26 protein-coding genes are annotated in these 24,883 nt (G+C 58.5%); 11 read left to right on the top strand and 15 right to left on the bottom strand.

What is annotated here, in order from left to right:
• Positions 1–151: 151 nt before the first annotated feature.
• Positions 152–1,897: a pyruvate kinase gene (pyk, locus tag ADH66_RS00735; protein WP_066536928.1), complete on the bottom strand. Its 1,746-nt coding sequence runs from the start codon at positions 1,895–1,897 to the stop codon at positions 152–154.
• Between the two features lie 129 nt (positions 1,898–2,026).
• On the opposite strand from pyk, the gene ADH66_RS00730 reads away from it, so the two are divergent.
• Positions 2,027–2,596: a hypothetical protein gene (locus ADH66_RS00730; RefSeq protein ID WP_066536934.1), complete on the top strand. Its 570-nt coding sequence runs from the start codon at positions 2,027–2,029 to the stop codon at positions 2,594–2,596.
• A gap of 32 nt (positions 2,597–2,628) precedes the next feature.
• A complete protein-coding gene (locus ADH66_RS00725; RefSeq protein WP_066536939.1) occupies positions 2,629–2,871 on the top strand; it encodes a putative signal transducing protein in 243 nt (80 codons plus the stop codon).
• Between the two features lie 36 nt (positions 2,872–2,907).
• On the opposite strand, the gene ADH66_RS00720 is transcribed toward ADH66_RS00725, so the two are convergent.
• The 9 genes from ADH66_RS00720 to ADH66_RS00680 form a co-directional block, all read right to left on the bottom strand.
• A complete protein-coding gene (locus tag ADH66_RS00720) occupies positions 2,908–3,747 on the bottom strand; it encodes an Mrp/NBP35 family ATP-binding protein (RefSeq protein ID WP_066536941.1) in 840 nt (279 codons plus the stop codon).
• Positions 3,748–3,779: 32 nt separating this feature from the next.
• The gene (locus tag ADH66_RS00715) at positions 3,780–4,196 is read right to left on the bottom strand and encodes a hypothetical protein (protein WP_066536947.1); all 417 of its coding nucleotides are present in this window, start codon (positions 4,194–4,196) and stop codon (positions 3,780–3,782) included.
• Between the two features lie 59 nt (positions 4,197–4,255).
• Positions 4,256–5,176: a S66 peptidase family protein gene (locus tag ADH66_RS00710; protein WP_157767174.1), complete on the bottom strand. Its 921-nt coding sequence runs from the start codon at positions 5,174–5,176 to the stop codon at positions 4,256–4,258.
• Complete coding sequence (locus ADH66_RS00705) at positions 5,154–6,575, bottom strand: sensor histidine kinase (RefSeq protein WP_066536970.1); 1,422 nt, start codon at positions 6,573–6,575, stop codon at positions 5,154–5,156. The genes ADH66_RS00710 and ADH66_RS00705 overlap by 23 nt, the downstream gene beginning before the upstream one ends.
• Positions 6,572–7,258, bottom strand: coding sequence for a response regulator transcription factor (locus ADH66_RS00700; protein WP_066536972.1), 687 nt, complete (start codon positions 7,256–7,258; stop codon positions 6,572–6,574). The genes ADH66_RS00705 and ADH66_RS00700 overlap by 4 nt, the downstream gene beginning before the upstream one ends.
• Positions 7,259–7,263: 5 nt before the next feature.
• Positions 7,264–8,112, bottom strand: a complete 849-nt coding sequence (locus ADH66_RS00695) for a phosphoribosylaminoimidazolesuccinocarboxamide synthase (RefSeq protein ID WP_066536975.1) — start codon at positions 8,110–8,112, stop codon at positions 7,264–7,266.
• Positions 8,113–8,251: 139 nt separating this feature from the next.
• Positions 8,252–9,610, bottom strand: a complete 1,359-nt coding sequence (locus ADH66_RS00690; protein WP_084384329.1) for a PFL family protein — start codon at positions 9,608–9,610, stop codon at positions 8,252–8,254.
• A gap of 23 nt (positions 9,611–9,633) precedes the next feature.
• A complete protein-coding gene (locus tag ADH66_RS19740) occupies positions 9,634–10,761 on the bottom strand; it encodes a GNAT family N-acetyltransferase (protein ID WP_084384330.1) in 1,128 nt (375 codons plus the stop codon).
• A gap of 2 nt (positions 10,762–10,763) precedes the next feature.
• Positions 10,764–11,045, bottom strand: a complete 282-nt coding sequence (locus tag ADH66_RS00680) for an ACT domain-containing protein (protein ID WP_066536992.1) — start codon at positions 11,043–11,045, stop codon at positions 10,764–10,766.
• 169 nt (positions 11,046–11,214) lie between these two features.
• Between ADH66_RS00680 and ADH66_RS00675 the strand changes: the two genes are divergently transcribed.
• From ADH66_RS00675 to ADH66_RS00645, 7 genes are all read left to right on the top strand, one after another.
• Positions 11,215–11,790, top strand: coding sequence for a GNAT family N-acetyltransferase (locus ADH66_RS00675; protein ID WP_066536998.1), 576 nt, complete (start codon positions 11,215–11,217; stop codon positions 11,788–11,790).
• Positions 11,791–11,829: 39 nt separating this feature from the next.
• Positions 11,830–13,251, top strand: a complete 1,422-nt coding sequence (locus ADH66_RS21545) for an NUDIX domain-containing protein (RefSeq protein WP_066537000.1) — start codon at positions 11,830–11,832, stop codon at positions 13,249–13,251.
• A 26-nt stretch (positions 13,252–13,277) separates the two neighbouring features.
• Positions 13,278–14,552, top strand: a complete 1,275-nt coding sequence (locus tag ADH66_RS00665; protein ID WP_066537002.1) for a carboxylesterase/lipase family protein — start codon at positions 13,278–13,280, stop codon at positions 14,550–14,552.
• A 139-nt stretch (positions 14,553–14,691) separates the two neighbouring features.
• Positions 14,692–15,624, top strand: a complete 933-nt coding sequence (gene cysK / locus ADH66_RS00660) for a cysteine synthase A (protein ID WP_066537007.1) — start codon at positions 14,692–14,694, stop codon at positions 15,622–15,624.
• Between the two features lie 217 nt (positions 15,625–15,841).
• Positions 15,842–17,071, top strand: coding sequence for a hypothetical protein (locus ADH66_RS00655; RefSeq protein ID WP_157130621.1), 1,230 nt, complete (start codon positions 15,842–15,844; stop codon positions 17,069–17,071).
• A gap of 32 nt (positions 17,072–17,103) precedes the next feature.
• Positions 17,104–18,192, top strand: coding sequence for a phosphotransferase enzyme family protein (locus ADH66_RS00650; RefSeq protein WP_088364347.1), 1,089 nt, complete (start codon positions 17,104–17,106; stop codon positions 18,190–18,192).
• Between the two features lie 2 nt (positions 18,193–18,194).
• On the top strand, positions 18,195–19,328 hold the full coding sequence (locus tag ADH66_RS00645; protein ID WP_066537013.1) for a hypothetical protein: 1,134 nt from the start codon (positions 18,195–18,197) through the stop codon (positions 19,326–19,328).
• Here the strand turns inward: ADH66_RS00645 and ADH66_RS00640 are convergent.
• Positions 19,278–19,532, bottom strand: coding sequence for a hypothetical protein (locus tag ADH66_RS00640; RefSeq protein ID WP_066537017.1), 255 nt, complete (start codon positions 19,530–19,532; stop codon positions 19,278–19,280). The genes ADH66_RS00645 and ADH66_RS00640 overlap by 51 nt on opposite strands.
• Positions 19,533–19,617: 85 nt before the next feature.
• Here ADH66_RS00640 and ADH66_RS00635 point away from each other — a divergent pair, with 85 nt between their 5' ends.
• Positions 19,618–20,895: a LysM peptidoglycan-binding domain-containing protein gene (locus tag ADH66_RS00635; RefSeq protein WP_066537021.1), complete on the top strand. Its 1,278-nt coding sequence runs from the start codon at positions 19,618–19,620 to the stop codon at positions 20,893–20,895.
• Here ADH66_RS00635 and ADH66_RS00630 read toward each other — a convergent pair.
• From ADH66_RS00630 to ADH66_RS00620, 3 genes are read right to left on the bottom strand one after another with little or no spacing between them, the layout of a single operon-like run.
• Complete coding sequence (locus ADH66_RS00630) at positions 20,885–21,637, bottom strand: hypothetical protein (RefSeq protein ID WP_084384331.1); 753 nt, start codon at positions 21,635–21,637, stop codon at positions 20,885–20,887. The two genes, ADH66_RS00635 and ADH66_RS00630, sit on opposite strands and share 11 nt — an antisense overlap.
• Positions 21,603–22,427, bottom strand: a complete 825-nt coding sequence (locus ADH66_RS00625; RefSeq protein ID WP_157767173.1) for an amidohydrolase family protein — start codon at positions 22,425–22,427, stop codon at positions 21,603–21,605. The genes ADH66_RS00630 and ADH66_RS00625 overlap by 35 nt, the downstream gene beginning before the upstream one ends.
• The gene (locus ADH66_RS00620) at positions 22,411–23,067 is read right to left on the bottom strand and encodes an epoxyqueuosine reductase QueH (RefSeq protein WP_066537027.1); all 657 of its coding nucleotides are present in this window, start codon (positions 23,065–23,067) and stop codon (positions 22,411–22,413) included. The genes ADH66_RS00625 and ADH66_RS00620 overlap by 17 nt, the downstream gene beginning before the upstream one ends.
• A gap of 135 nt (positions 23,068–23,202) precedes the next feature.
• Between ADH66_RS00620 and ADH66_RS00615 the strand changes: the two genes are divergently transcribed.
• Positions 23,203–23,697 carry a divergent PAP2 family protein gene (locus tag ADH66_RS00615; RefSeq protein WP_066537030.1) on the top strand — a complete coding sequence of 165 codons (495 nt, stop codon included), beginning with the start codon at positions 23,203–23,205 and terminating at the stop codon, positions 23,695–23,697.
• An 80-nt stretch (positions 23,698–23,777) separates the two neighbouring features.
• Here ADH66_RS00615 and ADH66_RS00610 read toward each other — a convergent pair whose 3' ends face one another.
• The gene (locus tag ADH66_RS00610; protein ID WP_084384333.1) at positions 23,778–24,692 is read right to left on the bottom strand and encodes a diguanylate cyclase; all 915 of its coding nucleotides are present in this window, start codon (positions 24,690–24,692) and stop codon (positions 23,778–23,780) included.
• Positions 24,693–24,883: the final 191 nt, after the last annotated feature.

The following is a 24,883-nucleotide window of genomic DNA, read 5'->3' as shown; positions in this document are numbered from 1 at the left end:
GGTTACCCTAGCTTCAAGTTTGTCATACTTAGATTTGAGGTCTTTGCAGTCAGCTATTATGGTCTCCGCGTCCTGACACCAAAGCGCCAGAGCATTATCTGATCGTTATGCCGCTCGATATCCTGCCGTCTCCACTCATACCAGTCCGTATTCAGCACACGCTTACCCTCCCGGTCTTGGCGTCCAGCGTCACCACCGCGCCGCCCTTTAGTATGCGCGTGGCGTGCTCCGCGCCGGTTATCACCGGCTTATCCATGGCAAGGCCGGATATGGCCGCGTGGGTGTTGAGTCCCTCCTGTTCGGTAATGATGCCCGAGGCGCGGCGCAGGTACTCTACTATGGTGTTGTCCGTTTCGGGCACCACCAGAATGTCGCCGTCCCTGAACCGCCCCGGGATATCCTCCAGGTGCCTGCATACGCAGAGTCTGGCTGAAACTGACTTTTCGGTAACTCCCGTGCCGGTAAGCAGCACATGGCCCACCACGTGGACCTTCATCATGTTGGTGGTGCCGGAAACCCCCAGGGGCATACCGGCGGTGATAACAACAATGTCGCCGTTCTGCACAACCCCGGCCTGCTGGGCGGCGTCCACCGCGTGGTCAAAGAGCGTGTCGGTGTCGCTCTCCTCGGCGATGAGCAGAGGGGTAACGCCCCAGGAGAGGTTAAGCTGGCGGCAGACATGCTCCTCGGTGGTGCAGCCCACGATGGGATAGAGGGGACGGAACTTCGAGAGCTGCCGGGCGGTCACGCCGGACTTTGTGACGGTGATGATGGCCCGGGCCCCCAGGTCGTGGGCGGTGGTGCAGGTGGCGTGGGAGATGGCGTTGGTCACGTCGAAGGCGATGTCGCTGTTGTCCCGGGAGTTGAAGCGGTGGATATAGTCGATGCTCTCTTCGGCCTTCTCGGCGATGCGCACCATGGTCTCAAGGGCCTCCACCGGGTAATCCCCCGCGGCGGTCTCGCCGGAGAGCATTATGCAGCTGGTGCCGTCGTAGATGGCGTTTGCCACGTCCGTGGCCTCGGCCCGTGTGGGGCGTGGGTTCTTCATCATGGAGTCCAGCATCTGGGTAGCGGTGACCACCTGCCTGCCCGCAAGGTAGGACTTCTGTATAAGCTGCTTTTGCAGCACGGGCACATCCTCGAAGGGTATCTCCACGCCCATGTCGCCCCGGGCGACCATTATGCCGTCGGCGACCCGCAGTATCTCGTCAATATTCTCAACGCCCTCCATGTTCTCAATTTTCGCTATAATATTTATTTTGTGGCACTTATATTCTTTCAGTATCCGGCGTATCTCCAGTATGTCCTCGGCCGTGCGGGTGAAGGAGGCGGCAATGAAGTCGAAGCCGTTCTCTATGCCGAAGATGATATCCGCCCGGTCCCTCTCGCTGATAAAGGGCATGGAGAGCTTTGTCCCCGGCACGTTTATGCCCTTGTGGTTTGAGACCCTCCCGCCGTTTATGACGGTGCAGACTATGTCCGTGTCGCTGACCTTCTGGGCCTTCATCTCTACAAGGCCGTCGTCGATGAGGACCCTCGCGCCGGGGACAAGGTCCTTCGGAAGGTCCTTATAGGTTATTGAGACGATATCTGCGGTGCCGGGCACGTCGCGGGTGGTGAGGGTGAAGGTGTCCCCGGCGTGAAGCTGTATGGGACCGTCCTGGAAGTTGCCCACCCTTATCTCCGGGCCCTTGGTGTCGAGGAGGGTGGCGATGGGCAGGTGCAGCTCCTCTCTAAGGCGCTCCACCATGTCCAGCTTCTTCCGCGCATCCTGATGGTCCAGGTGTGAGAAGTTGAAGCGGGCGGCGTTCATGCCGGAGAGCATAAGCCTGCGCAGTACGGCTTCCTCCTCTGTGGCGGGGCCAAGCGTGCAGATTATTTTGGTTTTTCTGGTCATGGCGGGAGCTCCTCTCTTACTTGCTTCAATATTTTCTCCATTATACCACACTTGCCCGATATTTTAAATCCCTCTTTTGCTTAATTTATGGTTTCTTTTGCCGATTATATAATTAAAGGGGGTTGTATTATGACGATGAAGATTGACGGAATACAGAGAAGCGTCCCGACGGCACAGACCGCGGCGGAGCAGAAGCGCACGGAGCCCGAGAATAAGGACACGCGGCAGGCGCGGGAGGACACGGTGGAGATTGGGGTCCGCGTGAGGGAGGAGCTCTCGCCGGAGGACAAGAAGCTTCAGGATAAACTGAGCGCCGTGCGGTCCATGCGGCAGATGCTCGAGAGTGTGCGGCAGCAGAGCGCCCAGATGGCCGAGCAGTCCGAGAAGCAGGCCAAGGCCATGAAGGAGTCCCTGGACAAGATGAAGCGGTGTTCGAAGATAGCGAAGAATATTCAGAAAGGGCATAAGGTGCCGCCGAAGGATGAGAAGTATCTTTTGGAGAACGACCCGAAGCTCTATATGATGGCGATGGCCCTTCGGATGCTGGAGGACCCGGACAATAAAAAGGTGAAGTCTGAACTCAAGAAGGAAGAGGAGGAGCAGCAGAAGGAGGCCGCCGCTCCCGGCGTTGAGGGCGTGGAGGGCGCTGTGTCCTCTGATGTGGCCGTTGAGATGGGCGCGGACGTTAGTGTTGAGTGAATAAATCCCTTTTACCATGAGAGGAGTTTACAATGGAAAATTTAAATTCACAGGAGACCGGTTTTGAGCTTCTTGCGGAGAAGGACGCTATGTGGGCCGAAATGCTCATGCAGGCTTTGAAGGACAACGACGTTCCCTGTGCTGCCGTGCCTGTGCATGGAGCGGGGCTTGTCATGAAGACCGGCATGAGGGAGCGGCTGAAGGTCTATGTGGCAGCCGATAAGGCGGCCCAGGCCGGGGAGATATTGGAGGAGCTTTTTGGGGGGACAGAGTAAAAGTTTCGTCCACCTTTGAAAAGGTGGACGAAACTTTTACCCCTGCTCCTCGATAGCGTCTGCGGCGCCCTCCAGCCAGTCGCCGCCGAACAGCTCGATTATTCCTCGGTCACAGGCGCTAGCCAGCGTCGGGTCTATGGGCAGCTTGCCCATGACCTTGAGGCCGTATTTGGCCGCGACCTCGTCAATATGGCTCTCGCCGAACAGCTTTATCTCCTTGCCGCAGTCCGGGCACTTGAAATAGCTCATGTTCTCCACAAGCCCCAGCACAGGCACCTCCATCAGCTTCGCCATCTCCACGGCCTTGGAAACTATCATCCCCACCAGTTCCTGGGGCGAAGCCACAATAATGATACCCGCCAGCGGCAGGGACTGGAACACCGTCAGCGGCACGTCCCCGGTCCCGGGGGGCATATCCACGAACATATAATCCACGTCCCCCCACACAACGTCCGTCCAGAACTGCTTGATGGCCCCGGCTATAACCGGCCCCCGCCATACCACCGGCGCGGTCTCCTCCTCCAAAAGCAGGTTTATGCTCATGACCTTTATCCCGGTCTTGGTGATGATGGGGTACATACCGTTCTCATCCGCCGTGGCCCGGCCCTTTAAGCCGAAGCACTTTGGTATGCTGGGCCCGGTGATGTCCGCGTCCAGTATACCCACCGAGCACTCCCGCCGCCGCAGGGTGGTGGCCAGCATAGAAGTCACCAGGGACTTGCCCACACCCCCCTTGCCGCTGACAACGCCGATAACCTTCTTCACGTTGCTCAATGCGTTCTGGGGCTCGATCAGGCTCTCCGGGTCCTGACGGGAGGGGCAGTCCGCCCCGCAGGAGGAACAGTCGTGTGTGCAGTTTTCGATGTTTTCGCTCATGGTTTTTGATTCTCCTTATTTTCGATAATATTTTATAGTATAATACCGTGTGCCTTTTTATATTCCTCTATAAGCTTATCCACCACGCTGTTGGCGTATGCCCGCGCGTTTTCCTGGATGCTCTCGGTGGGGACCTTTTCTCCCGCACCTATGCTCTCAAGCTGGGTACTCATGGACTCAAAGTACGCCTTGCTGTAGGCGCTGCCGTCCGGGTCCACAGTGGCGTTCCAGTTTATCTCCAGGGGGTGCTGGGCCTGCCATTTATCCCTCCAGGCGGTCACCTCCTCCTTGGTGGTGCCTTGCAGGGCCTTCTCTATAGGGGAGAGCCCGCCTTCCGGCTCCTTTCCGGGAGCATCGGGAGCTTCCGAAGTCTCGCCCTTTGGCTTTGCCCAGCGCATGGTCTTCATCGGGGAAATTTTGTTGATATTATTATTAACATTCATAGCCATAGAAAATTACCTCGCTAAAAAATGGTCTCATATATACTTCGGCAATATCACGGAAAAGTTTACAGATAGCAAAGTTCTCCCCTGTCCGCGTCCAGCCGCGCCCTTCTCCCAATGGGCAGTATGGCGTGGTTCTCCCCGTGGCCAAAGTCATCGCAGTACACCGTGGGTATATGGTGCCGCTCCCCAAGCACCTTTAGGCGGGCGCACAGCTCCGGGCAGGGCCTGTCGCAAAAGTTTCCGAAGATTAGCCCTTTGACGGACCTCATGAAATCGCTCTGCTCGATATATCCCAGCAGGGCGCTCACATGGTCCGGCCCGCCGAACTTCTCGTGGTCCTCAAGGAACAGTATATGGGGCTCGGTATTGTCCACCGGGAAATATTCTGTGCCCAGCAGCAGCGCAAAGTTCATGGTGTAGCCGCCCACCAAGACGCCCTCCCCGGCCCCGCCGGTGCAGGTTATCCACTCTGAGTTCTTCTCGTGGGCGGTCATGTTGTCGCTTAAAATATGCCCCTCAAAGTGGCGCTTATTGTAGTCCGTCCAGCCGGTGAACACGGCGGGGTTCTGGCCGTAGTAGGTCTCAAGGCCGGTGTTGGCCCAGATGGCGTTGAGTATGCTGGTGCCGTCGCTGTAGCTGCATATGCGCTTGGGGTTCGCCTTGAACAGCCCGAAGTCCAGGTACGGCAGCACCTCCGGCGCGCCCTCGCCGCCGCCGAACAGGATATACTCAATCCTCTTGTCAGCGGCAAGCTGGTTGAAATCAGCGCCCCGTTCCTCGTCGGAGGCCAGGAAGCCCCAGGTGTCCTTGTACATATTTTTGGCCTGGACCACGGAGAAGCCCTCCGCCTCCATGCCCGCAATCATATTCTTGTACTCCCGGGACCAGGGTATTTCCTGACCGGGCGCAGCTTCATACAGCGGCACATGGCTCGGGGAGCACAGGCCTATAACACCGTTTTTACTCAGCGGTTTTGCTCTCATTTTCATCATTCCTTTCCTTATCTATGGGCAGCTGGAACCAGAAGGTGCTGCCCTTCCCCAGCTCGCTTATGACCCCATAGCTGCCGCCGTGCAGGTCCAGCACGTTTTTCACGATGGACAGCCCCAGTCCGGTGCCTACCTGAGCCCTTCTGTGCTCCTGGTCCACCTTGTAGTAGCGGTCCCAGATGTCCCGGAGCTTGTCCTGTGGTATGCCCTCGCCGGTGTCCGTCACCGAGATGCGCACATCATTCCCTATGACCTCCTGGGTGAGGGCCACGGTCTTGTCCGCCCCGGCATAGTTCACGGCGTTGTTCACGAGATTATACACCACCTGGGATATCTTTAGCTTGTCCGCCATAACATATATATTTTCCTCCGGCTCAAAGGGGAAACTAAAGTCCGCCAGCTTGTCATAGCGGGTCAGTATCTCCTTTATACTGCCTGTCAGGTCAAAGCGCTCCCTTGAGATCTCCAGGACCCCGGCCTGCAGCCGGGACAGGTCCAGAAGGTCGTTTACAAGGTCGTTGAGCCGTCCCGCCTCGTCGATGATTATCTGCACGTTCTCCGGGGTGTTCTCCCCGGGCAGGTCCCGCATGACCTCGGCATAGCCCTTTATCATGGTCAGCGGCGTGCGCAGGTCGTGGGAGACGTTGGCCAAGAGTTCCCGGCGAAGGCCGTCGGTCTTTGAAAGTTCCTCCGCCGCAAAGTTCAGGGTGTCGGCAAGCTCCCCCACCTCCCGGGAGCCCCTGCCGCCGAAGCGCACGGAATAATCCCCCTCGCCCAGCCGCTTTGCGGATTCGTTTATCTCGGTGATGGGCTTTGCTATGCGCCGGGATATCGCCACGGCCAGCGCTATCCCCAGAGGCAGGAGTATCAGCGTCAGGCAGATAAGCTGCACCGTGAGGGTCTCCACCGTGGAGTCCAGGGGGGTTATCTCCGTCTCTATCACCACCAGCCTATGGTTTTCCGCCGGGGTGCGCACGGTCACCGCGTAGAGCAGGAGCCGGTCGCTGAATATCCTAGTGTACTCCCCGCCCATGAGGTTCACCTCCTCAAAGAGCGCGGCCCGCTCCCGGCGGGTCAGGTCATAGGCAAGGCTCTCGGAAAAGCCGTACTTATAGCCCACATACTCCCGCCCCAGCTCGTCGCTGACAAAGATGCTGGCCCCGGTCCTGGCGCAGAGGGCATAGGCCGCAGGGGCCAGCTCCCCGCCGTCCAGCTCTTTTATCACCTGCCGGGATATGCGCCCGGCCTCCTGGGTCTTGATGGCCTGATAGAAGGGGGTCAGGAGGAATATCTGGAACACCCACAGAAGGGTCACGGTGCAGAGGGCGAATATGCCGAAGCCCGCCGCCATCTGGGTGCGTATGCCTGTCCGCTTTCGCGTGCGCCACCTCATACGTCCGGGGCCTCGAACCTGTACCCCACTCCCCTAAGGGTGACGATAAAGCCGCTGTAAGGGCCCAGCCGCTTGCGCAGGAGCTTAATGTGGGTGTCCAGGGTACGGTCGTCGCCATAGAAGTCATAGCCCCAGACGTTTGTCAGCAGCTGCTCCCTGGTGAGGGCCAGCCCCTTATTCTTCATCAGGTACGTCAAAAGGTCATACTCCTTTGGGGAGAGCTCCACACGCTGGCCGTCCACCGAGACCGTCCGGGCCCCGAGGTCCACCGTCAGACCCCCGAAGCTCTCTGTCTGCCGGGGCTGGGCTATAGAGGGGCGCACCCTGTTCATTATGGCGTTTATGCGCAGCATAAGCTCCTTGGGGGAGAAGGGCTTTACCACGTAGTCATCCGCCCCCAGCTCGAAGCCGTGTATCTTGTCGTATTCCTCCCCCCGGGCCGAGAGCATAAGCACGGGTGCTTGGCAGGTCTTTTTTATCTCCGCGGCGGCGGAGAAGCCGTCAAGCTCCGGCATCATCACGTCCATGATAATTATGTCAAAGGCTCCGGGGTCTCTCCGGCACAGCTCCACGGCCTGCATACCGTTCTCGGCCTCCGTTATCTTGTGGCCCTCGAACTCTGCATATTTGCGGATAAGGGCGCGGATTTTTTCCTCGTCGTCTACTACTAGTATGCGGTACATGGGGCTTATCCCTTCGGCACCAGCCGCTCCCGGCACTCCAGGTACTTCTCCCGGGTTCTCTGCACCACCTCCTCCGGCAGCTCCGGGGGCGGGGTCTTGCCGTCAAGGCCGTTTTCTGTGAGCCAGTCGCGGAGGTATTGCTTGTCGAAGCTCTCTGGGGAAACGCCCACCTTATACGCCTCCCGGCTCCAGAAGCGGCTGCTGTCCGGGGTCAGGACCTCGTCGCCCACCACCAGCTCGCCGTTCTCGTCCAGGCCGAACTCGAACTTGGTGTCGGCGATTATTATGCCCCGCTCAAAGGCGTAGTCATAGCAGCGCTTATAGAGGCTGAGGGCCGTATCGCAGACCTTTTGGGCCATTTCCTCCCCCAGCTTCTCCGCCATATACTCAAAGGACACGTTCACGTCGTGGCCCTCCTCGGCCTTGATGGAGGGGGTAAGGAGGGGCTCGGGGAGCTTTTCGGCCTGCTTCATGCCCTCGGGGAGCTTTGTGCCGCAGAAGCCGCCGGTCTTCTGGTACTCCTTCCACATGGAGCCGAAAAGATAACCGCGCACGATGAACTCGAAGGGGAGCATTTTAAGCTTCTTCACAAGTATCGTGCGGCCCTCGAACTCCGGGCCCCGAAGCTCCTCCGGCATATCCGCCTGGTCCTCGGAGACCATGTGGTTCTTCACGATATCCTTCGTATAGCTGAACCAGAAGGAGGACAGGGAGTTTAATACCTTCCCCTTGTCGGTGATGGGTGTGGGGAGTATCACGTCGAAGGCCGAGATACGGTCGGTGGTGACAATGGCAAGCCGGTCCTCCGATACCTCATAAACCTCGCGCACCTTGCCGCTGATAATCTTTTTCATATATAAGCCGCCCTTTCAGTTTTTTTATCAAGTATAGCGCAAACTCGGGAGTTTTGCAAGCCCCATTGGTTTTTCACAGGGGTATGAAAAAAGCTCCCCGGCGGGACAGCCGGGGCACTTTTCTTTGCGCTTAAAAGCCCTAATTCTTCAAACTCTGCAGCGGCGCGGGTATCCGCCCGCCCCGGGAAATAAACTCCGCCGGGCTCGCCATGTTCACCGGCATCACCGGTCCCCGGCCCAGCAGCCCGCCGAAGTCCAGCTCCTCCCCGGCGGACTTGCCCACGGCGGGTATCACCCGCACGGCGGTGGTCTTGCTGTTCACCATGCCGATAGCCGCCTCGTCCGCTATAATACCCGAGATTATCTCCGGGGTCACGTCCCCGGGTATCACTATCATGTCAAGGCCCACCGAGCACACCGCCGTCATAGCCTCCAGCTTGTTGAGGGTCAGGCAGCCGCTTCTGGCCGCGTCTATCATGCCCGCATCCTCGGTCACCGGGATAAACGCCCCAGAGAGCCCGCCGACGCTGGAGGAGGCCATCACGCCGCCCTTCTTCACCGCGTCGTTTAAGAGGGCCAGGGCCGCCGTGGTGCCGAAGGCCCCGCACTGCTCAAGGCCCATGCCCTCTAAAATGTGGGCCACACTGTCGCCAATAGCAGGGGTGGGGGCCAAAGACAGGTCCACTATGCCGAAGGGCACGTTGAGCCGCCGGGAGGCCTCCTGCGCCACCAGCTGGCCCATGCGGGTTATTTTGAAGGCCGTGCGCTTTATGAGCTCCGCTATCTCCGCAAGGCTCCTTCCCCCGCCCTCTTTCTCTATGGCTGCCCGGACCACGCCTGGGCCCGAGACCCCCACATTTATCACGCAGTCCGGCTCCCCGGGCCCGTGGAAGGCCCCGGCCATGAAGGGGTTGTCCTCGGGGGCGTTGCAGAAGACCACCAGCTTTGCCGCGCCTATGCACTCCCTATCCGCCGTAAACTCCGCTGTGCGCTTGACTATTTTGCCCATCTTCGCCACGGCGTCCATATTTATCCCGGCCTTTGTGCTGCCTATGTTCACCGAGGAGCAGACCAGCTCCGTCTCCGACAGGGCCTGGGGTATGCTCTCCATAAGGGCGTAGTCCCCGGGGCCGAAACCCTTTTGCACCAGGGCCGAGTACCCGCCGATAAAATTGACCCCAACGGTGTGGGCGGCCTTATCCAGGGCCTTTGCAAAACGCAGGGGCGAAGCACCGGGGCAGGCCCCCGCCACCATGGCGACAGGCGTGACGGAGATGCGCTTATTGATGATGGGTATGCCGTACTGCCTGCTTATGTCCTCGCCGGTCTTCACCAGGTCCTGAGCGTACCGGCATATCTTGTCATATACCTTAGTGGCCGCAGCGTCCGGGTCCGGGCCCGCGCAGTCCAGAAGGGAGATACCCATGGTGATGGTGCGCACGTCCAGGTTCTCGTTGTCTATCATGTTTATGGTCTCTAATATCTCATTTGTATTCAAAGCTTATTCCCCCTTTAAGGTGGCTAAAATTCTGACTGCTCGCTGGATAGCGCCGCGTTGTGCAGCGCGCCGTCAGTCTCTGTAAACCGAAGGCGCTCATAATCGGCCCCGGCCATGACCCGGCGCAGAAGGGGCAGGCTCAGGTCCAGGTCGTTCCTCCTGTGGCCTATCGCCGGGCCGGTAATGAACCGGAACCCGAAATCCGAATAGAGTTTTATGGCCCGCACCGACGTGGGCTGGGTATGCAGGTAAACGGGCATATCCGCCCCGCGCAGTATCTTAGTAAGCAGGGCCCGCCCAAGACCCTTTCCCTCATGCTCCGGCAGAACCCGGAACCAGCCCAGGGTATTCACCCTTCCATAGGCGGGCCAGGTAAGGCAGGTACCCGCAGGCCTGCCGCTTTCGTCCCAAAGGAGCAGGCAGCGGCGGAAAAACTCCTCCTCGTTTTTGGCGTATACCCTCTTATAGTAATCCAAGACATAGGTCGCGTACTGCTTCTCTGCGGCGGTCTCGGCCCAGAGGTCAACTTCGTCTCGCCAGCAGGGCCTTATGGAATATCCCTCCGGGAGCTCCCGGAAAGCGCCAGGGTCAGGCTCCTCGCAGGACATGAACAGGTTGTAATTTCCGATGGGCCCGTAGAGGTCCGCAAGTCCGGCTTTGCAGAAGGAGTCAAAGTCCCCGCAGAGATTGGCGGACCCCCAGGGCTTTTCCATAACGTCCCAGCAGAGCACGTCTCCGTGCTCTGTGGTCTCGGTGAGCGCGTCCACCACCCTATAGCCCCGTTTCCAGTATAGCACCGCCGCTGGAAGAGAGGCCTCCAGCCTTATTTTTCCGTACCTCTCCCCGATAGACCTCTCCGCAAAGTCCAGCAGCGCCCGGCCATACCCCCGGCCCTGGAGCCCGGGCTGCACATACAGCCGGGTAATCTCCTCCCCGTGGAGAGTGACCGTGCCCGCCGCCATGCCGCCGTCGAACAGCAGGTACACCTCCTCCCGCTCTATGTCGGGCAGTATGCTTTTGTCCTTATGCCAGTCAAGGAAGAATTCCACCGCGCCCCGGGGGTAGTAGTGTGGGTACACCTCCTGTATGGTCCGCCGGGTTATGAAGCCCACCATGGGCAGGTCGGCGGGGCTTGCTTTTCTTATTTCCATAGTTATACCCTGTGCATTGAATGGAAGATATCCTCGTGCATGACGTGTATCTTCAGTCCCATCTTGTCCCCGAGCCTGTCCATCTCGGAGGACAGCGCCGCCACGTCCACGGACGCCCCGCCCATGTCCACCAGCATGACCATGGCGAACATATCCTGCAAAATGGACTGGGTGACCTCCAAAACGTTCACTCCGCTTTTTGCGCATATCTCGGTAACCTTGGCGAGTATGCCCACCATATCCTTGCCGATGACGGTGATGACCGCCTTTTCTGAGCTTTTCATTTAAGTTGTCCCCTCTCTCTTATGAGTAGTTATGCAATAGTAATATTATGCGGCAGAGGGGGGGCGCTTGTCAAGCCCGGATATTTCATAAAGCAACTTGAAAGGAGGGTTATCGTATGCTATAATTAGAAAACAAAATTTGAACATCTAATGTAATGGAGCGCTGAACATGGAAATCACCTTTGACGATATCACCTTACGGGATTACCGGCTTTCAGATGTGGAGGACGAAGTTCGCTGGACCAATGAGGATACCGCATGGTTTTACTCTGACACTCCTTGGGGAAAGCTGGAGCCGGCAGATCCCGGAGAGCTGCGTGAGGATATGCTGCAAATTATTTCCGAGCTGCCGGATATCCGGTGGAGGTTTGAGATAGAAACGGCTGGGAGGCATATCGGTATGGTATCGTCCTATTACCTGGACGAAAACTTTGAGCCTACGCCCTGGGCGTCAATCGACCAGCATAAAAACGCGCAGGAGAACTCTTCGGTGCGTGGGCTCGGCGTTGAGATATGCGAGATGGATTTCTGGGGCAGGGGGATAGGCGGAAAGGCCCTGAAAGCTTTAATGGAGTATTACCGTGGATGGGGTGAACATAGGTTTATTTTGGAGACATGGAGCGGCAACACGCGTATGCTGGGGTGCGCAAGAAAACTGGGTTTCACGCAAGTGAAGCGGAGGAAGGGCGCTTATACCGTAGACGGTAAGAAATATGATGGGCTGGTGCTGGAAAAGTGTATATAGCCAGCAGATAGGCTGTGTCATGGATAAGGGAGGTACAAAATGGCTAAGAAGGAAAAGCAAAAGCTCACAAAGGAGGAGCGCGCCCTGCGCAGGCGGGAAGATGCTCAGAGGGTGAAGAAGGAGGCCCGGGAGCACCCGGTGCTGTTCACGGTATATGTGGTGCTTCGGGTGCTGGTGCTCCTGGTGTTGATATTGCAGCTTATGAACGGCGAGTATTACGACGTGTTCCTCTGCTCGCTGACGCTGGTGTTGTTTATGATACCCAGCTTTGTAGAGCGAAGGCTGCATATCGACGTGCCCAACACCCTTGAGGTGATAATCCTTCTGTTCATCTTCTCCGCCGAGATACTTGGAGAGATACAGGAGTATTACCTGATATTCCCCTTCTGGGACACCATGCTGCACACCATCAACGGCTTTTTGATGGCTGCCATAGGCATAGCCATGGTGGACATCCTCAACCGCTCCCGCCGCTTTCGGGTGCGGCTGTCGCCGGTGTTCGTGGCGGTGGTGGCCTTCTGCTTCTCCATGACCATCGGCGTCTTGTGGGAGTTTTTCGAGTACGGCATGGACTACTTCTTCCAGATGGATATGCAGAAGGACACCTGGGTGAACGTTGTGAACACCGTCAGCCTTAACCCCCAGGGGAAGAACTCCCCTGTGCATATACCCATAGAGAACGTGGTCGTAAACGGCGAGAGCTGGCCGGGGTATCTGGACATCGGCCTGCACGACACTATGAAGGACCTGTTCGTGAACTTCATCGGCGCGGTGGTGTTCTCCGTTATCGGCATGATATATATCATGGGCCGGGGCACCGGGCGCTTTGCCCCGCGGTTCATCCCACGGCTCAAGGAGAACGAGCTGCCCGCCCCGGAGAAGGGGAACAAAAAAGAGGAGCGGCCAAGCCTTCTGGAGCCCATCGCCCTTGAGGGCCCCGAGAGCCAGGGCGGCCCGGAGCTCCAGGACCTCTATACCCGGGACGGCAAGTTCACCGGGGAGACCATAGAGCGGGACAGCGGCGGCAAGGGGGAGTTCTTCACCCTGGGCGTGCACGCCTATATATATGACGGCAATGGCCGCTTCCTTCTGCAAAAGCGCTCGGAAAACAAGAAATTCCGGCCCGGACAGTGGGAGATAACCATGGGCCATGCCCTAGCCGGGGAGACCGCCATAGAATGTCTTAACCGCGAGATAAAGGAGGAGCTGGGCGTGCAGCTGCCCATGGAGGACTATATAAAAGTATACCGCTGGATAGAGACCGGCGGCCACAGCTTCGCCGACGTTTTCTTCGTCCGCGCGGACCTGGACGAGAGCGCCCTTACTCTGCAAAAGGAGGAGGTCACCGGCCTTCAGTGGGTCACAAAGGACGAGGTCCTAGAGTTTGTGGGAAAGATGGACTATAGGACAGAGAGCTATAGGGCCGTGGTTTCTGAGTATATCAGGAACTGTATAGAATAAAAAATAACCCGAAGGAGAGATTAAAAATGGAAACAGCTGTCAGCACAAAGCAGGGTAAGGTGGAGGGCTTCCTGTCCGGCGGGGCCGTGGTGTTCAAGGGCATACCCTACGCCGCGCCGCCGGTGGGGGAGCTGCGCTTTCGCCGCCCCCAGGAGCATGAGCCCTGGGAGGGGGTGTTAAGCTGTAAGGAGTTCGGCTGCTCCTGCCCCCAGGCGGACCTGAGCGGCATGGACCTTTACGGCAGGGAGTTCTACGACCAGCCCATGCCCGCCCTCAGTGAGGACTGCCTGTACCTGAACGTCTGGACGCCGGAGAGCGCCGCGCCTGACGCGAAGCTTCCAGTGATGTTCTGGATACACGGCGGGGCCTTCATGCACGGCACCGGCAGCGAGAAGGAGTTCGACGGTGAGGACATGGCCCGGCGGGGAGTCCTTCTTGTCACCATCAACTATAGGGTGAACGCCTTTGGCTTTTTTGCCCACCCGGGGCTGGAAAAGGAAAACGAGGAGCAGGTCTCCGGCAACTACGGCATACTGGACCAGATAGCCGCCCTCAAGTGGGTGCGGGAGAATATAGCCGGCTTCGGCGGCGACCCGGAGAACATCACCATCTTCGGCCAGTCCGCAGGCTGCATGAGCGTGCAGGCCATCATCTCCTCGAAGCTCGCAGAGGGTATGTGCCGCCGCGCAATATTGCAAAGCGGCGGCGGTCTGCACAGCCTGCACGAGACCCCCTCCAGAGAGCAGGCCCATGAGAGCGGGAGAAAGCTTATGGAGCACCTGGGGGTCTCCACCATAGCGGAGCTACGGGAGGTCCCAGCAGAAAAGCTTCGGGACGCGGCCTACGCCGTCTCCGGCCAGAGCCTCTCCTGGACCCCCCACGTGGACGGCTGGCTGCTGGAGGACACCACCGACAGCGCGGCTCTTGATGGAAAGATACACGACATACAGTACATGATAGGCTCCCTGGCCGACGATATCGGCGGCGACGACCTGCTGCAAAGGGCCGGGGCCGAGTTCTGCCAGAACCAGCTGAAGCTGGGCCGCGCCCCCGCCTATATGTACTACTTCACCAGAAGGCTCCCCGGCGACAGCGCCGGAGCCTTCCACTCGGCGGAACTCTGGTACGTGTTTAACACCCTCTCCCGCTGCTGGCGGCCCTGGGAGGACAGGGACCGGGAGCTGGCGGACCGTGTGGCCGGGTACTGGACCAACTTCGCGAAGAACGGCGACCCCAACGCCCCCGCCCTTCCCCGCTGGGAGCCATATACCGCAGAGGGACAGAAGTGCATACTTGAATAAGAAAAGGTGGAGCGCCGTGCGACGCTCCGCCTATGTTTTTGCGATTTAGCTTGACAAACCTATCAGCTTAGTGGTATTATAATCATAGCGAAGCGCATATGCTGAAGGGACAGCGAATCTACAGAATTGGAGGGGTATTATGAGCAGGATATTTACCTCGGCCGACCAACTTATCGGCCACACACCTTTACTGGAGCTTAGAAGGCTCGAGGAAAAGCTTGGGCTTCAGGCAAGGCTTATCGCAAAGCTGGAGGCCATGAACCCCGCCGGCAGCGTAAAGGACCGGGTGGCAAGGGCCCTGCTGGACGACGCGGAGAAGCGCGGGATTTTGAAGCCGGGTTCCGTCATAATAGAGCCTACTTCGGGCAACACCGGCATCGGCCTGTGCGCAGTGGCGGCAGCCAGAGGGTACCGGGTGATTATTGTCATGCCCGAGACCATGAGCGCGGAGCGGCGGCTCCTCATGAAGGCCTACGGCGCGGAGCTGGTGCTCACCGAGGGCGGAGCCGGTATGGCAGGGGCCATAGCTAAGGCGGGGGAGCTCCACAAGGATATGCCGGGCAGCTTCATACCCGGGCAGTTTGTGAACCCCTCTAACCCCGCCGCCCACTTTATGACCACAGGGCCGGAGATATGGGAGGACACCGAGGGGAACATAGACGTATTTGTGGCCGGCGTGGGCACCGGCGGCACCATCACCGGCACGGGCAAATACCTCAAAGGGCTGAACCCCCGCATCAAAATAGTCGGCGTGGAGCCCGACGACTCCCCCGTGCTCAGCGGCGGGCAGGCGGGCCCCCACAAGATACAGGGCATAGGGGCCGGGTTTATCCCCGAGACGCTGGACGCTTCCGTTATGGATGAAGTGGTCCGGGTAAAGGACAAGGACGCTTTTGAGCTCTCCCGGCTCATGGGCAGGACCGAGGGTTTCCTGGTGGGTATCTCCTCCGGGGCAGCCCTCTGGGCCGCTGTGGAGCAGGCGAGGCTGCCGGAGAACAGGGGAAAAACCCTTGTGGCGCTGCTGCCCGACGGTGGGGACAGATATCTTTCTACGGAACTTTATGGGGAATAGCCCCAGATATCCCCTATATCTATATAAATCCTTGCAGGAATTTTGGATTAGGTCTGGTATTAAATGTAAAAGTATGCTACAATGGGCTTACGACTTTCGCTGCGCGAAGTCGCAGCCTATTTGCTTTTTAAGGAGTGTTCGGCACATGGTATATTTCCCCGTCCTACTTTTCTGCACAGCCGGCCTATTTATGGCCCTTTTGCAGGAGCGCTATCGAATGCTTGCCACCGTGGGCATAATGGCGGGGGCGTATATCATAGCCGCTGTGGCCGCGTCCCTTCTCGGCGGCAAATTTGAGGGGCCTGTAATCTCCATACACGGCCCGGCCCTGGCGGGGACCTTGATACTGCTGGCCGCTTCGGTATTCGTGCACCAGAACAATATACTCCAGCAGCTTTTTGTGGCCCTGCTCTCCATGGCGAACCTCAGCTTTCTGATGCTTTTCCTTCCGCTGCTTCTGGGGGCAATGCCCTTTGGCGTGGCCGGGGCCCCGGGCGGGGTGATATCCGTTCTGGCAACCCTGCTCTTTTTCCTGCTCATGGGGCTTTGCCTCTACCGGCCCATGGAGCGCTTCGGCCAGAGAGGGCCCTCCCTGTTCCTATGCGGCATGACGGTCCTGTCCCTTATTCTGTACCTTTTATGTATAGGGAAGCTGGACATGGTCTTTGGCCTTGAGAGCCCTGGCCGCCGGCTTTTCCTGGCGGCGCTTGTCTACTGCGCGCTCATCTTCTGCTTTCGGAGCATCTATCAGGCGGGCCGCTGGCAGTCCCAGGCCGCCCGGCAGGAGTCCCGGGAGAAGATGATAGCGCTCCAGTCCGCCGACTACCTGGATATACTGGCGGCGGTGCGGCAGGTGCGCGCCGCCCATAAAAACGGCGAGTACGCTTTAGATACCGTGGCCCAGCTTTTAAGGGACGGCCAGGAGGGTGAGGTGCCGGACTATATCGCCTCCTATAAGCGCACGGCCCTTGGCAACCCCATTCTGGGCCGGTACAACGAGAACCCCTACCTGAACGCGGTCATAGCCACAAAGGCGGCCTTTGCCGCCCAGAACCGGATAGACTTCGAGTGCAACGCCGCTGCAATGGAGGTGCCGGTCAGAACCGCCGAGCTCTGCATTATGACCGACGAGCTGCTGACTCGGGCGGCAAACGACGCGGCCGCCTGGGAAGGCCCCCGGCGGCTGCGGTTCACGGCCATCCCTGGGGAGGACACGCTGAGGCTTGAGGTGGTCTTTACCGGGGAGCTCCCTAAAAGGGAAAAGTTCTCCATAAAGGGCAGGCAGTTCAGGGATCTTCTTAACTGGCTGTTTGACGACCCGGCCCCGGAGGAGACAGAGCTCAAGGGGCTTGATAACTCCGCTGAGATCGTCCTGTCCTACAGCGGCAGCCTTACAGTATCCGAAGCGGAGGACGGCGTAATTATCCGGGCCGCACTGAGATTCTAAAGCATGAGAATATAGTTATGGGAGGAAAACATATGAGCAGCAACACCGCACTGACCGAGCAGGTACTCCTGGCCTTTGGCTGGCCGAAGGACGCGCGGGTACGCGTCCTTTCCGGCGGGCATATCAACGACACATATCTGGTGAACGAAAGGTTCGTCCTGCAGAGGATAAACCACTTCGTCTTCCCAAACCCCGGCGACATCATGGACAATATGCTGGGCGTCACAAGGTTCCTCCGGGAGAAAGTGCTGGCCCGGGGCGGCGACCCCGACAGGGAGATACTCCAGATCGTACCCACCGCCGCCGGAGAGCCCATGTACATCGACGAAGCCGGCAACTACTGGCGCTGCACCCTGCATATAGACGGCACGGCCTCCTATGAGACCCCGGACAGCACCGAGATGCTCTATGAGGCCGGCCGGGCCTTCGGGGACTTTCAGGCCCAGCTCTCCGGCTATCCCGCCGGGACCCTGCACGAGATAATCCCCGATTTCCACAACACGCCGGTACGCCTGCAGCAGCTAAGGGACGCCGCCAAGGCCGACCGAAAGGGCCGCCTTTCCGAGGTACAGGCGGAGCTGGATTTTGCCCTTGCCCGGGAGGAGCGCGCGGGGCTTCTGATGGGCCTGTTGAAGCAGGGCGCGCTCCCGCTGAGGGTCACCCATAACGATACGAAGATGAGCAATATTCTCTTTGACAGCGAGACCAAAAAGGCCGTCTGCGTCATAGACCTGGACACGGTGATGCCGGGGCTTACGGCCTTTGACTTCGGCGACTCTATCCGCGCTGGGGCCTCCACCGCCGCCGAGGACGAGACCGACCTCGGTAAGGTTAAATTTGACCTGGAGCTCTACAAGGCCTATACCCGGGGGTTCCTGTCCTCGGCGGGCTCCGCCCTCACTGAAAAGGAACTCCTGACCCTCCCCGACGGAGCCTGGGCCATGACCTTCGAGGTGGGCACAAGGTTCCTTGCGGACTATCTGAACGGCGACGTGTACTTCCGCGTGAAGCACCCCCGGCAGAACCTGGACCGGGCCCGCAACCAGTTCCACCTGGCTTTGCAGATGGAGCGGCAGCGGGAGGAGATGGGGCGGATAGTACGGGAGGCTGTGGGGAAATAACCATGCCGAAGCGCTCTGTTATCAAGATGATCATACTGTCCCTGGTCTCCTTGGGGACAGTTATCACATGCACCGTCCTCTACGCGGCGGATATCCACCGGCTGGGGGAGGCCGGGACCCCCGGCGTGCCAAGGGTACTGGTCCTTGCCTATTTCATCATCTACCCCGCGCTCTGCGTCTGCGTGGGGTCTGTAAGCGGCACAGAGGGGCGCTATATGGGCTTTCTCCCGGCGGCGGTCGCGCTTTTGATATCCCTATGCGTGTTCAACCTCGGCATAGTATTTCCCTATGCCGCCCTCGGCTACGCGTCCTTCGCCATCTCGTATTTTATGAGCGCCCACGGCGGGCTTGAGCGTTGCGTTCAGGACACGCTCTCAAAGCCCCTGGGGATTTTCATTCTTACAACAGCCTACGCCCTCGCCGCCGCGCTCCTCCTCTGCCCCCTGGACGCACTGGACACGTTCGAGAAGTATGAAGCCCCCCTGTTCTTCACTGTGCCCCTGGGCCTTATCTACTACCCCCTCATCTTCATCATCACCGGCGCGGCGGCGGGCCGGTTCCCCAAAAAGCTCTGGCCCGTGCCCCTGGCGGTACTGGCCATACTGTTCGCTGTGTCCAACTGCTATGGGAGCGGCATTTTCGCTCTTGGGTACTGGAACGACGCGGACTACTATATGCGGCAGGTCGTGCCCATCATGCTGGTCTATCTGGGGCTTGGCTATTTCGCCCTGCTCCTCTCGCGGGTATTCTTCTGGAACCGCCCCGAGCTCCTTATCCCCCGGTTCTGGGTGGCGCTGGGGTCCCTGGCGGCGGGGCCGCTGATATTCGGCGTGGCCTATATCCCCGGCTTCTGCTGGGGCCATCCCCTCTGGGGAGAGCTGCTATGGTACCTCCTGCACCTGGGGCTTGCGGTCACGGTGGGGATACTCTCCGGCAGGAACATCAAACGATACGTTCTCATGCCGTTTTTCCCGCTGCTCGTGACATACATACAGATATACCCGCCGGTGATCCCGGGGACCGAGCCGAAGCTGCCCCTGGACCTGGGCGAGAAGTGGTGCGTGATCTGCTTTTTCGCCTGCGCCCTATGTATGCTCCTCAAACCTCTCCTGAAGCCAAAGAACAAGCGCGTCTAAGCCCTCCTGAGTCAGAGGAAAGCTCTCCTCTGACTTTTCCTTTGCCCGCTCAAAGCATAGGTCCTCGTGCCAGCACCAGGCCAAAAGCTTCTCGTTCTCCCTGTCCGGCTCCACTCTGTACCGTATTAGCCCTCCCCCTTCGCTATGGCTCCCGGCAAAGCGGTTGCCCTCGGTAAAATACACCAGCTTCTGCATATCAAACATAATATTACCCTCCTGAAATCAGTCTTTTTCGTATCTTTTCCGCATATAATTGACCCCATATCTCTATAGAGAAAGAGGCGGTCATATGGTCATATACACCGTTCAGCCCGGCGATACCCTCTATCAGATCTCCCAGCGCTTTGGGGTCTCCCCCCAGCGTGCCATTATCGACAACTCCATCTCCGACCCCAGGGCCCTGCCCCCGGGCCAGGGCCTTTTACTGCTGACCCCGGCGGTCACCTACACGGTAAGGCAGGGGGACACCCTCTCGTCCATAGCCGGCCGATACGGCGTGACGGTCCAGGTTCTGCTGCAAAACAACCCCCAGCTGGCCCTCCTGCCCACCCTTCACGTGGGGCAGGAGGTGGTCATACACTTCACAGCCGGCAAGCGCCGCCGTGTCACTGTCAACGGCTACGCCTATGACTATATAAGCACGGACATACTGCGCCGGGCTCTGCCGTACCTTACATACCTTACCATCTTCGGCTACGGCTTCACCCCCGAGGGCCGGCTGCTCACTCCAGACGACCAGCCCTTGATAGCACTGGCCCGGGAGTATGGGGCGGTCCCGGTGATGCTTCTCTCCTCCATAACCGAGGACGGCAACTTCAACTCCCAGCGGGCCAGCCAGCTCTTTAACGACAGGGCACTCCAGGACCGGGTGCTTTTGAATATTCTTGCCGTCATGGACCAGAAGGGCTATGAGGGGCTTGACGTCGACTTCGAGTTCATAGAGCCCCAGGACAGCGCCGCCTATCTGAGCTTTCTTGAGAACGCCGCCGGAAAGCTGCACGGCGCCGGACATTTTCTGCACGTGGACCTGGCTCCCAAGGCCTCCGACGCCCAGCAAGGGCTGCTGTATGAGTCCCACAACTATAGAGCCCTCGGGGAGATTGCCGACTCCGTCCTGCTGATGACCTATGAGTGGGGCTATACCTACGGCCCGCCCATGGCTGTGGCCCCCTTAAACCAGATGCGCCGGGTGGTGGAGTACGGCGCTTCGGTCATAGACCCCGCCAAGATACAGATGGGTCTGCCCAACTACGGCTACGACTGGATACTTCCCTTTGAACGGGGGGTGACCCGGGCCACAGCCATAGGCAACGAGTACGCCATAGATATCGCCCGCAGGCAGGGGGCCTTTATACAGTTCGACTCCACTGCCCAATCGCCGTATTTCAACTACTACCGTGACGGCCTCTCCCACGTGGTCTGGTTCGAGGATGTGCGCAGTATAGAGCAGAAGTATAACCTGATGGACGAATTCAGCCTTGTGGGCGGCGGCTACTGGAACCTTATGCGCCCCTTCCAGCAGAACTGGTCCTTCGTGGCGGCGCGGTACAATATCCTCAAGCTCTGACCTGCCTGTAGAGATACGCCCGGCCCTTCTTCCCAATCATTTCCACCGCCCCCAGCGCCCGGGCGGCAGAAAGGGCCAGGGAGCCCTGCATATTGGAAAAGCCCCCGCAGGTGCGGAACTCCTTTGCGGTAAACTCCCCCGGCAGACCCGGCGGCATCAGCAGAGGAAGGTCCTTCGGCCCCCTCACCCATATTTCCTCCATCAGCCTTATGGGCATCCGCTCAAAGCGCGTATAGCCCCTGCGTCCTTTCCCGTCTCTCAGGCGGTACTCCTCCACCTCCAGCACCGGCACGCAGAAGCTGAGCCCGGGGATTTGCAGGTGCTCCCTGATACTGTAAAGCTCTATAAGAAGCTCCCAGGCTCCCCCGGCCTTGGGGCTTTTCCTTCTTTTGGAGAGCTCCCCCTCCCCACTCATGCTTATGAGCCACTTTAGCCCCGCCACAGGGTATACAACAGTGACCGGGTAGTGCTCTAAGAAAAAGCTCAGCTTCTCCCGCAGCCGCCCGAAGCCGGCGGTTTGTATCTCTATAATGCCGCCAGGGCTCATTATATCCGCCACGTACCTTCCCACTGCCACCTCCCGGAAATGCTCATCGGGCTCAAAGTAGCGCTTCAGTGCGGCGTGTAAGGTCTTTTCTCCAAGGGTCCCGATCCCGGCCCGCCGGTTATCCTCCAGGGCCTGTCCGCAGGCCGCCAGAAACCTTGCTTCATCCATCTTTATCAAGCTTATAGAGCCGGGCAAAATTGCCGTACAATATGGCCCTGTTCTCGCTTTCTGAGAGACCCAGCCCGAAGAAGCGTTCAAGCTCCTCCGAGGCCCTCCACATGGGGAAGTCCGTGCCGAACATGACCCTGTCTATACCAAAGCGGTATATGCTCTTAAGAGCTTCATCACGGCCTATAAAGGCTATGGAGCTGGAGGTGTCCACATATACGTTGGGTGCTTTCAGGCACTCCCTGGCCGCCTCCCACTCGGTATAGCCCCCCAGGTGTGCCGCGATACAGCAGAGCTCCGGCAGTCTGTCCAGCAGCCTTGCAAGCCGCCTGGGCGAGGAGAAGTCCTTGCGCTTGTCCCCGGTATGGAACAGTATGGGCAGGCCCCGCCTGTGGGCGGCGCGGTAGAAGGGCATAAGCTTCGGGTCGTCTATCTGAAACTCCTGGAAGTCCGGGTGCAGCTTTATGCCCCGGAGCCCCCGGCGCTCTATGTCGTCCATCTCCCCCTCTATGTCCTCTATATCCTGGTGCCAGGCGGCAAGGCCCACGAACTCCGGGTGCTTTTTACATTCGCCCTCGATAAAGCCGTTTATAGAGCGTACCTGCTCCACCTTCGTGGCCACCGAGCAGACGGCGAACCTGTCTATGCCGGCCCCCTCCCCCTGCTCCAGAAGTACGGCGGGCAGGCCTACATTGTCCATATTTAAATCGTAGAAGGCCCCCACCGACGCGGTCGCCTTCTCGGCTATCTTCTCATGGTAGATATGGGCGTGGGCGTCGGCCGCCCGGTACTCTGCGCCCTTATGGATTACCGGCAAGCTTATCAGTCCTCTCCTTATTTCTTCTGTCCCGCTCCCTTTTGGAGTACACACACCCGCAATAGTCCTGCCTGTACAGCCCGTACTCCTTCGACAGCTCAATGGAGCGTTTATAGCCGTCCTTCTTTTTAAAATCTGAGGGCAGGTGCTTTACCCCGTACTTTTCGGCCAGCTCCTCGCCTATCCTGTTGATGGCCGCGGCGTTCTTCAGCGGGCTTATGGTCAGAGTGGTGGTAAAGTATTCAAGGCCGCGCTCTTTAGCGGCCCGGGCGGCCTCCTCCAGCCGCAGCCTATAGCAGGCCCTGCATCTCCTGCCACCCTCGGCCTCGCCCTCCAGGCCCCTTGCCATACGCACAAAATCCTCCCCCCGGTATTCGCAGGGGACAAGGCTGACAGTATGCTCTACAGACAGCTCCCGAACCAGCCGCCGCAGCTCATAAAGCCGCTTTTCATACTCCTCTATAGGCGAGATATTCGGGTTATAATAAAGTAAGCTTATTGAAAAATGCTTTGCGAGATATTCCAGCGAAGCGCTGGAGCAGGGCGCGCAGCAGGCGTGCAGAAGCAGGGTAGGGGTCCTGCCGCCCAGCCCCTCTATCAGTCTTTCCAACTCCTTTGCGTAGTTCCTTTTATTTGTCATGGCCGCCCCCGTCAAGATATTCTTATACGTTAAATTTTAGCACATCCCATGAATGTATGCAAGCCTGTGTTGACACGGGGGTATAAAAAGGGGTATACTTAATGCGTACCGAACCTATCTGAAAGGAACCTCCAAATGGACCTCTCTTTTCTCGTTTCCAATCCCCTTATAAACGTCGCCGTCATCTCCTGGGCTGCGGCCCAGCTCTTGAAGGCTTTGATAGACGCCATAAAACACAAGCAGTTCGACCGGCACCGCCTTGCCGGGGCAGGGGGAATGCCCAGCTCACACTCGGCGCTAACCTGCTCGGTACTGCTGACCTCGTACTATCTGTACGGCTTCAACTCCCCCGTCTTCGCCCTTTCCTTCATACTGGCGATGATAGTCATGTATGACGCCACAGGCGTGCGCTGGGCGGCGGGGCTCCATGCCAAGGCCATAAACCACATAGTGGAATTTCTTGAGAAGGAGGACGATCCCGAGGGCAAGCGGGCTCTGGGGGAGCTGATACCCAAGCTCAACGAGTCCCTTGGGCACCGTATCAGGGAGGCTGTCTGCGGGGCGGCCCTTGGCTTCCTGATAGCCATAATCGCCCACCTCGCCCGTCAGGGCGGCACCCGCCTGTTCTAAACGCATTATAGAGCGCAAAAACGCCTGTGCCCTCGAAAAGCACAGGCGTTTATTATAGTCCTTCACCCGCCATACGGACCTCATTCGGAAAATTGCCGCATATTCTCGTCATTCCAAACCACCCGGTTGCGTCCGAACCGCTTGGCGTCATACAGCATGGTGTCCGCTATCTTTAAAAAGGTGTCAAAGGAATCTCCCCGTTTCGGCAGTACGGTTGTCCCGCCCGCACTGATGGTAACCCACTCTGAAACCGAACCTGAGTGGGGTATATGCAGCTCCTCCACAGCCCGACGCACGCGGCACATCTGCTCGAAAGCTTGTCTGGAGCTGTCCCCCATCATAAACACCACAAACTCCTCACCGCCATACCTGGCAAGGAAGTCCGTGTTCCTGCGGAGATACCTGCCCGCCGTGGCGGACACGGCGGTGATCACCGTATCGCCGGCCGGATGGCCAAAGGTATCGTTGTACTTTTTAAAGTGGTCTATATCCATCATGCAGATGGAAAAGGGCACCCGGAGCCTGATGGCCTCCTGCCATTTCTGTTCGCTGACGCGCTCATACCGCCGCCTATTGGCTATGCCCGTGAGCTGGTCGGTCATGGACTGGTACTCCACCTGCTTGCGGTACTGATAGAGCTTTATGTGGGTGTTTACCCTGGCCTTAACTATCATCGGGTGGAAAGGCTTATATATATAGTCCACTGCCCCCAGGGTCAGGCCCCGCTGCTCGTTCTCGATATCTGAGAGCGCGGTTATGAGTATTACCGGGATATGCCTGGTGGCAACCTCCTCCTGGAGCTTTTTCAGCAGCACGAAGCCGTCCATGCCGGGCATGACCACATCCAGCAGTATGAGCGAAAAGTCCTGCTCCCTGGCGTAGCTAAGCCCCATCTGTGGTTCCTGTACTGTGGTGATCTGATAGTCGCTCTCCAGTATGTTCTTCAGATGCGCGGCCTGCACCGGGCTGTCATCGATTATCATTATCTTTTCCAAATGATCACTCCCCCAGTGCCCAGAAGTCTCAACTTTATTATTATCTCAATATAACACAATTAGGGCTTTCTGTCAAGAAGGAAACCAATGTTTCGGACTTGTTCCGCACTGGTTTCGCAATCCGGCTCCCTATACCAGTATACGCGGCAAAGCCAGGATTGTCCAACATTTCTCCGAATAATTTTCCGGTG

Origin of the sequence: Acutalibacter muris (assembly GCF_002201475.1) — a bacterium.
Taxonomy (GTDB): Bacteria; Bacillota; Clostridia; order Oscillospirales; family Acutalibacteraceae; genus Acutalibacter; species Acutalibacter muris.
The sequence above is the reverse complement of the archived record's forward strand: the minus strand, read 5'-3'. Positions and strand labels throughout refer to the sequence as shown.

Excerpts from the sequence above, each read along its gene's own strand:
- pyk (WP_066536928.1), bottom strand. The coding sequence starts at position 1,897 with ATGACCAGAAAAACCAAAATAATCTGCACGCTTGGCCCCGCCACAGAG.
- ADH66_RS00730 (WP_066536934.1), top strand. The coding sequence starts at position 2,027 with ATGACGATGAAGATTGACGGAATACAGAGAAGCGTCCCGACGGCACAG.
- ADH66_RS00725 (WP_066536939.1), top strand. The coding sequence starts at position 2,629 with ATGGAAAATTTAAATTCACAGGAGACCGGTTTTGAGCTTCTTGCGGAG.
- ADH66_RS00720 (WP_066536941.1), bottom strand. The coding sequence starts at position 3,747 with ATGAGCGAAAACATCGAAAACTGCACACACGACTGTTCCTCCTGCGGG.
- ADH66_RS00715 (WP_066536947.1), bottom strand. The coding sequence starts at position 4,196 with ATGGCTATGAATGTTAATAATAATATCAACAAAATTTCCCCGATGAAG.
- ADH66_RS00710 (WP_157767174.1), bottom strand. The coding sequence starts at position 5,176 with ATGAGAGCAAAACCGCTGAGTAAAAACGGTGTTATAGGCCTGTGCTCC.
- ADH66_RS00705 (WP_066536970.1), bottom strand. The coding sequence starts at position 6,575 with ATGAGGTGGCGCACGCGAAAGCGGACAGGCATACGCACCCAGATGGCG.
- ADH66_RS00700 (WP_066536972.1), bottom strand. The coding sequence starts at position 7,258 with ATGTACCGCATACTAGTAGTAGACGACGAGGAAAAAATCCGCGCCCTT.
- ADH66_RS00695 (WP_066536975.1), bottom strand. The coding sequence starts at position 8,112 with ATGAAAAAGATTATCAGCGGCAAGGTGCGCGAGGTTTATGAGGTATCG.
- ADH66_RS19740 (WP_084384330.1), bottom strand. The coding sequence starts at position 10,761 with ATGGAAATAAGAAAAGCAAGCCCCGCCGACCTGCCCATGGTGGGCTTC.
- ADH66_RS00680 (WP_066536992.1), bottom strand. The coding sequence starts at position 11,045 with ATGAAAAGCTCAGAAAAGGCGGTCATCACCGTCATCGGCAAGGATATG.
- ADH66_RS00675 (WP_066536998.1), top strand. The coding sequence starts at position 11,215 with ATGGAAATCACCTTTGACGATATCACCTTACGGGATTACCGGCTTTCA.
- ADH66_RS21545 (WP_066537000.1), top strand. The coding sequence starts at position 11,830 with ATGGCTAAGAAGGAAAAGCAAAAGCTCACAAAGGAGGAGCGCGCCCTG.
- ADH66_RS00665 (WP_066537002.1), top strand. The coding sequence starts at position 13,278 with ATGGAAACAGCTGTCAGCACAAAGCAGGGTAAGGTGGAGGGCTTCCTG.
- cysK (WP_066537007.1), top strand. The coding sequence starts at position 14,692 with ATGAGCAGGATATTTACCTCGGCCGACCAACTTATCGGCCACACACCT.
- ADH66_RS00655 (WP_157130621.1), top strand. The coding sequence starts at position 15,842 with ATGCTTGCCACCGTGGGCATAATGGCGGGGGCGTATATCATAGCCGCT.
- ADH66_RS00650 (WP_088364347.1), top strand. The coding sequence starts at position 17,104 with ATGAGCAGCAACACCGCACTGACCGAGCAGGTACTCCTGGCCTTTGGC.
- ADH66_RS00645 (WP_066537013.1), top strand. The coding sequence starts at position 18,195 with ATGCCGAAGCGCTCTGTTATCAAGATGATCATACTGTCCCTGGTCTCC.
- ADH66_RS00640 (WP_066537017.1), bottom strand. The coding sequence starts at position 19,532 with ATGTTTGATATGCAGAAGCTGGTGTATTTTACCGAGGGCAACCGCTTT.
- ADH66_RS00635 (WP_066537021.1), top strand. The coding sequence starts at position 19,618 with ATGGTCATATACACCGTTCAGCCCGGCGATACCCTCTATCAGATCTCC.
- ADH66_RS00620 (WP_066537027.1), bottom strand. The coding sequence starts at position 23,067 with ATGACAAATAAAAGGAACTACGCAAAGGAGTTGGAAAGACTGATAGAG.
- ADH66_RS00615 (WP_066537030.1), top strand. The coding sequence starts at position 23,203 with ATGGACCTCTCTTTTCTCGTTTCCAATCCCCTTATAAACGTCGCCGTC.